The organism is Micromonospora sp. KC606 (assembly GCF_004348675.1).
Classification (GTDB): domain Bacteria; phylum Actinomycetota; class Actinomycetes; order Mycobacteriales; family Micromonosporaceae; genus Micromonospora.
In genome coordinates, this window is record NZ_SMKN01000212.1 from 1 (window position 1) to 10,029 (window position 10,029).

The window sequence follows — 10,029 nt, forward strand, 5'->3', positions numbered from 1 at the left end:
GTGGGGGGCGGCGTGGTGGGGGGCGGCGTGCCACCGACGGAGCCGGTGCAGGTGACCCCGTTGAGAGCGAAGGTGGTGGGCGCGGTGTTGGCGCTGGACCACGAGCCGTTGAACCCGAACGACACCGACCCATTGGTGGGGATGCTGGCGTTGTAGCTGACGTTGCGGGCCGTCACCTGGTCACCCGAGGAGCTGACGACGGCGTTCCATGCCTGGGTAACCCGCTGCCCGGACGGGAACGTCCAGGCAAGGTTCCAGCCGTTGACCGGGTCGCCGAGGTTGGTGATGGTGACGTTCGCGCCGAACCCGCCTGGCCACTGGGAGGTCGTCGCGTACGCGACCCGGCAACCCGCGGCGGCCTGCGCGGAGCTGGCAACGGTCAGGCCCAGGCCGGCCGTCAGTAGGGCGGCGCCGGTCGCGGCCAGCCCCAGCCGCCATCGTGTTCTCCGTAGGGTGCCTCGTAGCCCGGTCATGATGCTCCTCGGGGATGGTGGTGGCGATGTGTGGGGTGGACCGCCCGGGCCCCCTCGTGCGAGCGAGACGCCCAGGTCAAACCGAGGTTAAGTTTGTAATCCAAACATTGTCAATCGGCAGGAACCTATGTGGGAGCGCCTCACCACCCGGACCCGCCGCCACCAACGCCGGTTGCCGGTCAGGGCCAGGGCCGTCGTGGGTGGCGGAACGCCACCCGGCCCCCGGCACCCCCGTCTAGGATCGCGACGTGGCTGCCCATGCCGGTGTGATCGAAGCCCTCCGGGCCGATCCGACGATGTCCTCACTCCACCGTTCGCTGAAGACCTACTACGGCGACCCGGCGCGGGACGCGGCGATGGACGCGTTCTACGCGCCCTTCGTGCGGCCCGGGGATCTCGTCGTCGACATCGGCGCGCACGTCGGTGACCGCCTAGGCTGCTTCCGCCGACTCGGGGCCCGCGTCGTGGCCGTGGAGCCGCAACCGCTCTGCATGCGCGCCCTACGAGCGATCTACGCCGACGACGACCAGGTCACGCTGGTCGAGGCGGCGTGCGGCGGGCAGCCCGGGCTGCTCCGGCTGCACGTCAACTCCGCCAACCCGACGGTCTCCACCGCCTCCGCCGACTTTTTGCGAGCGGCTGACGGCGCCGCCGGATGGGAGGGTCAGAACTGGGACACGGAGATCAGCGTCGCCGCCACCACACTCGACGCGCTCATCGACGCGTACGGCGTGCCCGCCTTCGTCAAGATCGATGTGGAGGGCTTCGAGGGCGAGGTGCTGGCCGGGCTGAGCCGCCCGCTGCCCGCGCTCTCCTTCGAGTTCACCACCATCGAACGCCGGGCCGCGACCCGGTGCCTCGACCGGGCGACCGCCCTCGGCTTCCGCGACTTCACCTTCGCTCTCGGCGACGAGATGTCGATGGCCCGGCCGGCCTGGTCGTCGGCGGCGGACGTCGCCGAGGATCTGCGCGCCCTGCCGCACGCCGCCAACTCCGGCGACATCTACTGCCTGTCGCAGCCGCTACGCCCGCGCTGACCCGTCGTGGCGTTGAGGCGGCCGCGCGGTCCGCGGGCGGGAGCAGCCCGACCGGCGTCGGCTGCGCTGCCGGCGGGCACCGCCGCCGGGATGGTCAGGTGTCGCGCGGCGCATACATGATGACGGCGACGCCGAGCAGGCAGATGGCCGCGCCGGTGAGGTCCCACCGGTCGGGGCGGAAGTCGTCCACCAGCACGCCCCAGGCCAGCGAACCGGCGACGAACACCCCGCCGTACGCGGCGAGGACACGGCCGAAGTTCGGGTCGGGCTGGAAGGTGGCGACGAACCCGTAGGTGCCAAGGGCGACCAGCCCGGCGGCGATCCACCACAGGCCACGATGCTCCCGCCAGCCCTGCCAGACCAACCATGCGCCGCCGATCTCGGCGAGGGCGGCCAGGGCGAACAGCAGCAACGAGCGGAGTACGGCCACGCCCGGACCGTACTCCGGCCCTGCCGCGCGGGACCGGCGGGTCGCGGGCCCCGCCGGTGGGCGGGAGCCGTCGGAGCGCGAAACCCGCCGTCGGCCCGCCCCCGGTCGGGACGGGCCGGCGGCGGCGCGGTCAGTGCCGCCGGCGACCGTACGCTCCGGCAGCCAGCCAGACCCCGAGCGCCGCGAAGATCACCTGAATGAACAACTCGATCCAGTCGATGCCGGCGGTGTCGTCCACACCGAGGGCACCAGCGACCAGGGTGCCGAGGATCGCGGCGACCACGCCGATGACCAAGGTCAGCCAGATCGGGATGTTCTGTTTGCCGGGCACCACCAGCCGGCCGAGCGCACCGATGATCAGACCAATGATGATGGCGGTGAAGAAACCCGTCACTTCCACGGGGGCCGTCCCTTCCAGTCATGTTCCGTCCGCGCTTCTCTGCCCAACTGGGAACGATGCCGAAACCACCACGGAGATTTGTCACGCAACTGTCACGGATCCGCGAGGTGACCGCCAACCTCACCCGACACCGTGGTGGACGACAGGTTCCCGGGAGGAAGAGGTAGGACGATGACGTCGCCACTGGCGCCCGCACGGTGCACGGTGCCCCTGGTGGAGGTCCGTCTCACCGAGTTCGACCTGACCAGCCTTCCGCAGACCGGGGCCGTCTTCGACCGGCTGCTGAGCCTGCATCCCGCACAGGTCGTGGCCGATCTTTCCGGCTGCCGCCACATCGACGCGGCCGCCATCGGGCTGCTGTTGGACCTGCACCGGCGGCTGACCCGGGCCGGAGGGGTGCTGATGCTCCGCGACCCGAATCCCCGAATCCGGCGCATCCTGGCGACCGCCCGCCTGGACCAGGTCCTGCCGCTGGTCGGTCCCGACCCGGCCACCCCGGCGACGGGCACGGCCGACTCGGCGGCCACGGGCGAGATTCCCCTCGGCCGCCCCGCCCCGGCGGCCTCGGGTCGAGCGCCGGTCCCCGCCCGAAACTGAGCCGGCGGCCCCGGCCGACACCTGTCACACCGCCGCGCGGGAACTGACCATGACTCCGGCTCCGAGCGGCGACGCCAGGCCCGCCAGTGCCGGCGCGGCTCCGGACGCAGGCCCGCCGGCACCCGGCGCGGCTCCGGACGTAGGAAGGACAGCAGGATGACCGTCGTCCCGGACGACCATCTGATGACACTGATCTGCGACAGCTGCGGTGACACCGTCACCGGCGCGTCCTGTGTGCTCCCCGACGCCGAGGTGGTCTGGACCCTGGTCTCGGAGCACGGATGGAGCGGCTCGCCGTTCGCCGTCGGCCCGCACCGCTGCCCCCACTGCAGCCTGCAGCCGGCCTCCGGCGGCGGGCACGTCCCCTGCGACGACCACGGACCGGGCGGCATCCTGGGCATCGACCACCTCGACGACGCCACCGTCGTCACCGCCACCGGCGACATCGACCTCGGCAGCGGGGACACCCTGCGCGCCGCGCTACGCCACGCCGCCGACATGGGCGGGCACATCGTTGTCGACCTGGCCCGGGTGCACGTCATCGACTCCACCGGCCTCGGCCTGCTCGTCCGCGCCCACCGCGAGGCCCGCGAGCGCGACGCCACGCTCTGCCTCGCCGCGCCCTCCCGGTTCGTCCGCACCGTGCTGCACACCATGCGGCTGGATGCGGTCTTCCCGGTCTTCGACAGCCGCGACGAGGCCCTTGCCCGGCTCGCCTCCGGCACACCCTTGGTGGCGGCCAACTCTGTCGTCGACTGAGCGCAGCCGCCCGCACCCGACCCGAGAGGAGCCACCGTGGCCACGCCCTGGCTGTTCCCCGAGGACCACGGCTGGACCGCCGGGGCCTCCCGTCCCACCCCGGCCGACGACGACGCCCGGATCGCCGCGGCGGTCGCCCAGCGGCTCGCCAGCGACTGGACCACGCGCCGCCAGCAGATCACCGTCAGCGTGCAGAACCAGGTGGTGATCCTCGCCGGGATCGTCAGCGACCCGCACGCCCGGCAGGCCGCCGCGGCGGTGGCCTGGAACGTGGCGGGTGTCCTCGACGTCTGCAACGCCCTGCGACTGCCCGGGATCCGACCGCACCGCTGACCCGGTCACCCGGCGCGGGTTCGCCTACCGGGCCGCCGGTGTCCCACCAACCGTCCAGAGGACCAGGCCGGGACTGGCGCCAAACGTGACGCCCGCCCGCGCCCACCGTCGACCTAGCGGCGGACCTGTGCCCCGACCAGCGGCGGAACCCGCTGTTTCGCCGCCCTCCGAAGCCGGTCCCACAGGCTCACCGCATGCGGCCCGTCCAGGTTGCGGACTCCACGCGATCACCCAACCCCGGCACGGTACCGGCATTGTGAGTGGCCGATTGTCACGGGTGTCGCGAGGTCCGCAGGGACCGCCGGGGAGGAGATCTGGAGCATGCCGCACCAGCCGCTCGGACCGCATCCGCTACCTGCCCGTACACGGCTTAGGACCTGGATACGGGGGGTAAACCGAGCTCATGGGACAGCTGCGCACCTCCCCTCCGCCGCCGCAGGCCACCGAGCTGCGGTGCTGGGAGCTGGTCGACCCGGTCGACCTGCGCGGACTGCGCGCGTCCCTGCACGCGGCGCTCACCGGCGAGGAACTGCTCGCCGGTGAGCGGCTGGACGAGGTCCCCGAGTTGGTCGCCCTGGTCGCCAGCGAGCTGGCGACCAACGCTCTGCGGCACGGCAGGCCACCCACGATCGTACGGCTGCTGCTGGCCGACGACCGGTTCGTCCTGGACGTAGCCGACCATGACCTGAGCACCATCCCAGAGCTGTCCGACATTCGCCCGCTCGGGGCCGGAGGTCGTGGCCTCCAGATCGCCCAGGCGCTCTCCCTGGACGTCGGCTGGTACGCCACCCGGGACACGAAGAACATCTGGGCGTCGTTCCCCCGGCACTGACCGCTGGCGGGCGACGGTCGCGGTCAGTCGTCGGTGGGGATCGGGTCGTCGTACTCGCCGGGTGGGCCGCTGAACCGCTCGCCATTCACCTGCGGCCAGGCGTTCGGGGTGCAGCCGTGCAGGCCCAGCGTCTGCTGCTGCATGACCGGGGCCGGGCCGCCCCGCCGGGGGCAGAGCTGGTGCCCCTCGCCCAACCGGTGACCGACCTCGTGGTTGAGCAGGTAGGCCCGGTAGCTGGTCAGATCGCCCTCGAAGTGGGGCACACCGCGCGCCCAGCGGGCCACGTTGATCACTACCCGGTCGCCGTTTCGGCAGGAGGTGTAGCGGTCGTACAGGTCGCCGCAGAGTTGGCCGCGGGTGATCGGGCTGGAGAGCAGGACGGTGAAGTCAGCCGGGCTGTCCGGGCCGACCCGTTGCAGCCGCCACCGGCCGTCTGCCGTCCAGCCTCTCGGGTCGGCGAGCACCGCGGCGACGTCCCGGCCGAACCGCTCCACGTCCACCTCGTCGATGCCGCCCTCGACCGCCACCCGGTAGCGCATCAGCTCCCCGCCGCGCCCGGCCACCCGGCCGGTGACGGTGGCGGTACGAAATCGGCCCGTACCCCGTTCGGGGTAGCGCAGGGCGCGAAGGGGCTCCGGCGTCGCCGGCGTCGCCGTCGCGGCCGGACGCGACCCGGCCGGAGCCGGGGCAGCGGCCACCGCCGGGGCAGGTCCGGCCGGCCCCTGCCGAATGTCGCCGATCACGTCGCCGAGGTTGACCCCGGCCCGCTGCGCGGCCACCGCGCCCCCGCCCGCGCCCACCGCCAGCACCAGCAGCACCGCCACCACGCCGGTCCGGTTCGTGCGCGAGCGTCGCCGCCGGTGTCGACGCCGGTCGGTCGCTCCGGCCGTGCCACTCACCGTCAGGCTTCCCACCCTCGGCCTCCGTCCCCGTCGGTCCGCTCCGTGAGGAAGTACGCGGAGAAGCGGCAGCCGGATGAGTCGTCCGGGCGACGAATTCACACCCGGTACCGTTGTCGAGCCGACACTCCCGGCGATCCGGACAGCTCCTGGAGCCGCTCCATCGCCGGAGCACCCCACCGGCCTCACCCCATCACAGGAAGGAGCATCGTGCCGGACGCCGACACCCTGATCGCCGACGCGGTCACCGCGCTGCGCCGTGCCGACGTACGCGACGCGGAGCGGAAGCTGGACCGGCTGGTGGTCGGCGGCGGCGCCGCGGTCGACGTGGCCCTGCTCGGCCGCCTGGTGGGCGCGCTGGCCCGGCTCTGGCCGCGCGGGTGGCAGCCGGTCGACGTGGCCCGGATCGTCACCCGGCGGCTCGGTCCGCGCCCGGCGCGGCTGCTGGTCGACGGGCTCGCCGCCCAGCGGCGCGCCGAGCCCGGTCACGTCCCGTCCTGGTGGGACGACCAGCTCGCCGGCCTCGCCGCCCAGGTTTGGTGGCACGACGACGCCGGCTGGCTGACCGGCTGGGCCCGCCGGGAGGGCGAGGACCGGATCACCGCGCTGCGGGACGCCGTGGAGGTGCTGGCGCTGCTGGACGGGCTGCCGCCCGTCGCGGTGCTACGTTCGCCGCCGGGCGGCGGCACGCCGGCCGCGATCCGCCGGACCGCGGCCGGGCGCAGCGGTTCCCCGATGCTCGACCGGGTCCGCGCGTTGCTGGCCAAGGCGGAGTCCACCACCTTCCCGGCCGAGGCGGAGGCGTTGACCGGCAAGGCACAGGAACTCATCGCCCGGCACAGCCTGGACCGGGCGCTGGTCGAGACGACCGCCGAGCGCGCCGACCAGCCGGGCGGGGTGCGGCTGGGCACCGAGGCCCCGTACGCGGGCGCGAAGGCGCTGCTGGTGCAGGAGGTGGCGGCGGCGAACCGGTGCGAGTCGGTCTGGTCCGACGACCTCGGGTTCGCCACCGTGCTCGGTTTCCCGGCCGACCTGGAGGCGGTGGAGCTGCTGTACACCTCGCTGCTGGTGCAGGCGACCGCCGCGATGCTGCGCGGGCGCGGCGAGCGCAGGGGTGGGGGCCGCCGGACGAAGGCGTACGACGAGGCGTTCCTGCACGCGTTCGCGCTGCGCATCGGCGAGCGGCTTCGGGCGGCCAGCGAGGCGGCCGACCGGCAGGCCGCCGAGGCCGCCGGCCCGGAACGGCTGCTGCCGGTGCTGGCCGCCCGCTCGGACGCGGTCCGCGAGCGGATGACGGCCCTGTTCCCCGGCGTGACCCGGTCCCGGCTGACGGTCCGGGACGCGGAGGGCTGGCACTCGGGCACCTCCGCCGCTGACCGGGCCCGGCTCGGCGCTGGCACGCCAAGCCGCCCGCTGCCCGGCCGCTGAGCGACCTCCACCGGCCCGACGCCGGGCCCGGCGTCGGGCCGGTGTCGCCGGGACGGGCGGGTTTGTGGCATTTCCCGTACGTGGTGAAGCCCCGTGCACGCAAAGGCCGGGCCGACCCACGGGTCGACCCGGCGTGCGACGCGTACGTCAGCTCTTGAACGCGTCCTTGATCTTTTCGGCGGCCTGCTTCAGGTTGGCGCCGGCCTGCTCGGAACGGCCCTCGGCCTCAAGGCGCTCGTTGTCGGTGGCCCGGCCGACGCCCTCCTTCACCTTGCCGGCGGTGTTCTCGGTCGCGTTGCCGGCCTTCTCGTCGAATCCCATGTGAGCCTCCTCGTCATGTTTTGTCGACATCGACCAGATACCCCGCCGACCGGCGGGGAAACGTCCCCACCCCGGCGATGACCACGGAACGTGACGGAGCCCACGGTCGTGGCTCGGGCCGCGCCGTCCACAGCCGACGCCGTGCCGCCGGTCCGTGCGAACCGGCGGCGCGGGACGTCGATCAGACGACCGGACGGAACCGCCGCAGTCGCAGGCTGTTGGCGACCACGAACACCGACGAGAAGGCCATCGCGGCCCCGGCGATCATCGGGTTGAGCAGCCCGGCGGCGGCCAGCGGCAGGGCGGCCACGTTGTAGGCGAAGGCCCAGAACAGGTTGCCCTTGATGGTGGCGAGGGTCCGGCGGGACAGCCGAATCGCGTCCACCGCCGTGGTCAGGTCACCGCGGACCAGGGTCAGGTCGGACGCCTCGATCGCCACGTCGGTGCCGGTGCCCATGGCCAGCCCCAGGTCGGCCTGGGCCAGCGCGGCGGCATCGTTGACCCCGTCGCCGACCATGGCGACCGTCTTCCCCTCGGCCTGCAGACGCTTGACCACGTCGACCTTGCCGACGGGCAGCACCTCGGCGATCACCTCGTCGATGCCGACCTCGGCGGCCACCGCCTTCGCGACCGTGGCGTTGTCGCCGGTGAGCAGCACCGGGGTCAGCCCGAGGCCGCGCAGGCCGTCGACAGCCGCTCGGCTGGAGGGCTTGACCACGTCGGCGACCGCGAGGACGCCGCGGGCCCGACCGTCCCAGCCGGCCAGCACCGCCGTCCGGCCGGCGGCCTGCGCGTCGGTCGCCGCCCGCACGAGCTCCTCCGGTACGTCGAAACCCCGCTCACGCAGCAGCCGGAGCCGGCCGACGACCACCTCTCGGCCATCCACCGTGCCGGTCACGCCGAGCCCTTCGGTGTTGGCGAAGTTGGTGACCGGGGGCAGCGCCCCGGCCTCGGCGGCGCCGGCCGCGACCGCCCGGGCGATCGGGTGCTCGGAGCCGGCCTCCAGCGCGCCGGCGAGCCGGAGCAGCTCGGCGCGGTCGACGCCGGCGGCAGGGAGCACGTCGACCAGGCTCATCCGGCCGGTGGTGACCGTGCCGGTCTTGTCCAGCAGGACGGTGTCGACCTGCCGGGTGGACTCCAGCACCTCTGGCCCCTTGATCAGGATGCCGAGCTGCGCGCCCCGCCCGGTGCCGACCAGCAGCGCCGTCGGTGTGGCCAGACCCAGGGCGCACGGGCATGCGATGATCAGGACGGCCACCGCGGCGGTGAAGGCGGCAGCGGCCCCCGCCCCGGTGCCGAGCCACCAGCCGAGGGTGCCGGCGGCGAGGGCGATCACGATCGGTACGAACACCCCGGAGATTCGGTCGGCGAGCCGCTGCACGGCCGCCTTGCCGGTCTGCGCCTGCTCGACCAGCCTCGCCATCTGAGCGAGCTGGGTGTCCGCGCCGACCCTGGTGGCGGTGAGCACCAGCCGGCCCCCCGCGTTGACGCATCCGCCGACGACGGCGTCGCCCGGGCCGACCTCGACCGGCACCGACTCACCGGTGAGCATGCTGGCGTCCACGGCGGAGGTGCCCTCGTCGACCACGCCGTCGGCGGCGATCTTCTCGCCGGGGCGCACCACGAACCGGTCCCCCACCGCGAGCTGGTCGACCGGGAGCCGTATCTCCCGGCCGCCACGCAGCACCACGACGTCCTTGGCGCCCAACTCCAGCAGGGCGCGCAGGGCCGCGCCGGCGGTCCGCTTGGCGCGGGCCTCGAAGTAGCGGCCGGCGAGAATGAAGGTGGTCACCCCGGCGGCGGCCTCCAGGTAGATGTTGCCCGCGCCGCCGCCGCGACTGATGTCGAAGCTGAACGGGTGGATCATCCCGGGCGTTCCGGCGTCGCCGAGGAACAGCGCCCAGACCGACCAGCCGAACGCGGCCAGGGTGCCGAGCGATACCAGAGTGTCCATGGTGGCCGCGCCGTGCCGCAGGTTGACCAGCGCGGCCCGGTGGAACGGCAGCCCGCAGTAGACGACCACCGGGGCGGCCAGGGTCAGCGACAGCCACTGCCAGTAGGTGAACTGCCAGGCCGGCACCATCGCCAGCAGGACCACCGGCACGGTGAGCGCCACCGACGTCCACAGCCGGGTACGCGGGCCGCGCAGCTCGTTCACCGGCTCGGCGGCCGGCTCGACCGCGCTCGCCGGGGTGGGCGGTGGCGGCAGGTGGGCGGCGTAGCCGGTCTTCTCCACCGTGGCGATCAGGTCGTCCGGGGTGACCTCGTCGGCATACCGGACGGTGGCCTTCTCGGTGGCGTAGTTGACCGTGGCCTCGACGCCTTCCATCCGGTTGAGCTTCTTCTCGATCCGGGCGGCGCAGGATGCGCAGGTCATGCCGCCGATTGTCAGCTCGATCAGGTTCGGGGCGACCGGCAGTGACTTCGAGGTAGATGTCATCGCGGCACCTCCTGTCAGTCGTGCCCGTGACCGGGGGCGCCATGGCCGGCGCCGGCGGTCGGGCTGGCGGGGGTCGGGGC

The 10,029-nt window shown here is 73.5% G+C and carries 12 protein-coding genes; 6 read left to right on the forward strand and 6 right to left on the reverse strand.

Annotation, left to right across the window (positions count from 1 at the left end; genetic code table 11):
* A partial coding sequence (locus tag E1193_RS26380) for a cellulose-binding domain-containing protein (RefSeq protein ID WP_207922872.1) occupies positions 1-473 on the reverse strand: 473 nt, incomplete at its 3' end.
* 296 nt (positions 474-769) lie between these two features.
* Here E1193_RS26380 and E1193_RS26385 point away from each other — a divergent pair.
* Positions 770-1,510: an FkbM family methyltransferase gene (locus E1193_RS26385; protein ID WP_132185881.1), complete on the forward strand. Its 741-nt coding sequence runs from the start codon at positions 770-772 to the stop codon at positions 1,508-1,510.
* A 94-nt stretch (positions 1,511-1,604) separates the two neighbouring features.
* Here E1193_RS26385 and E1193_RS26390 read toward each other — a convergent pair whose 3' ends face one another.
* Both E1193_RS26390 and E1193_RS26395 read right to left on the reverse strand, forming a co-directional pair.
* The gene (locus E1193_RS26390) at positions 1,605-1,940 is read right to left on the reverse strand and encodes a YnfA family protein (protein WP_132185882.1); all 336 of its coding nucleotides are present in this window, start codon (positions 1,938-1,940) and stop codon (positions 1,605-1,607) included.
* A 130-nt stretch (positions 1,941-2,070) separates the two neighbouring features.
* The gene (locus E1193_RS26395; protein ID WP_132185883.1) at positions 2,071-2,340 is read right to left on the reverse strand and encodes a GlsB/YeaQ/YmgE family stress response membrane protein; all 270 of its coding nucleotides are present in this window, start codon (positions 2,338-2,340) and stop codon (positions 2,071-2,073) included.
* 171 nt (positions 2,341-2,511) lie between these two features.
* Between E1193_RS26395 and E1193_RS26400 the strand changes: the two genes are divergently transcribed.
* The 4 genes from E1193_RS26400 to E1193_RS26415 all read left to right on the forward strand — a co-directional run bounded on the left by E1193_RS26400 (position 2,512) and on the right by E1193_RS26415 (position 4,861).
* On the forward strand, positions 2,512-2,937 hold the full coding sequence (locus tag E1193_RS26400) for an STAS domain-containing protein (protein WP_132185884.1): 426 nt from the start codon (positions 2,512-2,514) through the stop codon (positions 2,935-2,937).
* 156 nt (positions 2,938-3,093) lie between these two features.
* The gene (locus E1193_RS26405; RefSeq protein WP_132185885.1) at positions 3,094-3,696 is read left to right on the forward strand and encodes an STAS domain-containing protein; all 603 of its coding nucleotides are present in this window, start codon (positions 3,094-3,096) and stop codon (positions 3,694-3,696) included.
* Positions 3,697-3,747: 51 nt separating this feature from the next.
* Positions 3,748-4,029 carry a BON domain-containing protein gene (locus E1193_RS26410; RefSeq protein ID WP_243707915.1) on the forward strand — a complete coding sequence of 94 codons (282 nt, stop codon included), beginning with the start codon at positions 3,748-3,750 and terminating at the stop codon, positions 4,027-4,029.
* Positions 4,030-4,432: 403 nt separating this feature from the next.
* On the forward strand, positions 4,433-4,861 hold the full coding sequence (locus E1193_RS26415) for an ATP-binding protein (RefSeq protein WP_132185887.1): 429 nt from the start codon (positions 4,433-4,435) through the stop codon (positions 4,859-4,861).
* Between the two features lie 23 nt (positions 4,862-4,884).
* Here the strand turns inward: E1193_RS26415 and E1193_RS26420 are convergent, their stop codons facing one another.
* A complete protein-coding gene (locus E1193_RS26420; RefSeq protein ID WP_243707913.1) occupies positions 4,885-5,775 on the reverse strand; it encodes a DUF3152 domain-containing protein in 891 nt (296 codons plus the stop codon).
* Positions 5,776-5,970: 195 nt separating this feature from the next.
* Between E1193_RS26420 and E1193_RS26425 the strand changes: the two genes are divergently transcribed.
* Complete coding sequence (locus E1193_RS26425; protein ID WP_243707914.1) at positions 5,971-7,188, forward strand: DUF2786 domain-containing protein; 1,218 nt, start codon at positions 5,971-5,973, stop codon at positions 7,186-7,188.
* 147 nt (positions 7,189-7,335) lie between these two features.
* Here the strand turns inward: E1193_RS26425 and E1193_RS26430 are convergent, their stop codons facing one another.
* Together E1193_RS26430 and E1193_RS26435 are read right to left on the reverse strand one after the other, a co-directional pair.
* Positions 7,336-7,509, reverse strand: coding sequence for a CsbD family protein (locus E1193_RS26430; RefSeq protein ID WP_132185888.1), 174 nt, complete (start codon positions 7,507-7,509; stop codon positions 7,336-7,338).
* A 181-nt stretch (positions 7,510-7,690) separates the two neighbouring features.
* Positions 7,691-9,949, reverse strand: a complete 2,259-nt coding sequence (locus E1193_RS26435) for a heavy metal translocating P-type ATPase (RefSeq protein ID WP_132185889.1) — start codon at positions 9,947-9,949, stop codon at positions 7,691-7,693.
* Positions 9,950-10,029: the final 80 nt, after the last annotated feature.

Bases quoted from the DNA above. Each gene is read 5' to 3' on its own strand.
- E1193_RS26385 (WP_132185881.1), top strand. From the start codon at position 770: ATGTCCTCACTCCACCGTTCGCTGAAGACCTACTACGGCGACCCGGCG.
- E1193_RS26400 (WP_132185884.1), top strand. From the start codon at position 2,512: ATGACGTCGCCACTGGCGCCCGCACGGTGCACGGTGCCCCTGGTGGAG.
- E1193_RS26415 (WP_132185887.1), top strand. From the start codon at position 4,433: ATGGGACAGCTGCGCACCTCCCCTCCGCCGCCGCAGGCCACCGAGCTG.
- E1193_RS26405 (WP_132185885.1), top strand. From the start codon at position 3,094: ATGACCGTCGTCCCGGACGACCATCTGATGACACTGATCTGCGACAGC.
- E1193_RS26430 (WP_132185888.1), bottom strand. From the start codon at position 7,509: ATGGGATTCGACGAGAAGGCCGGCAACGCGACCGAGAACACCGCCGGC.
- E1193_RS26435 (WP_132185889.1), bottom strand. From the start codon at position 9,949: ATGACATCTACCTCGAAGTCACTGCCGGTCGCCCCGAACCTGATCGAG.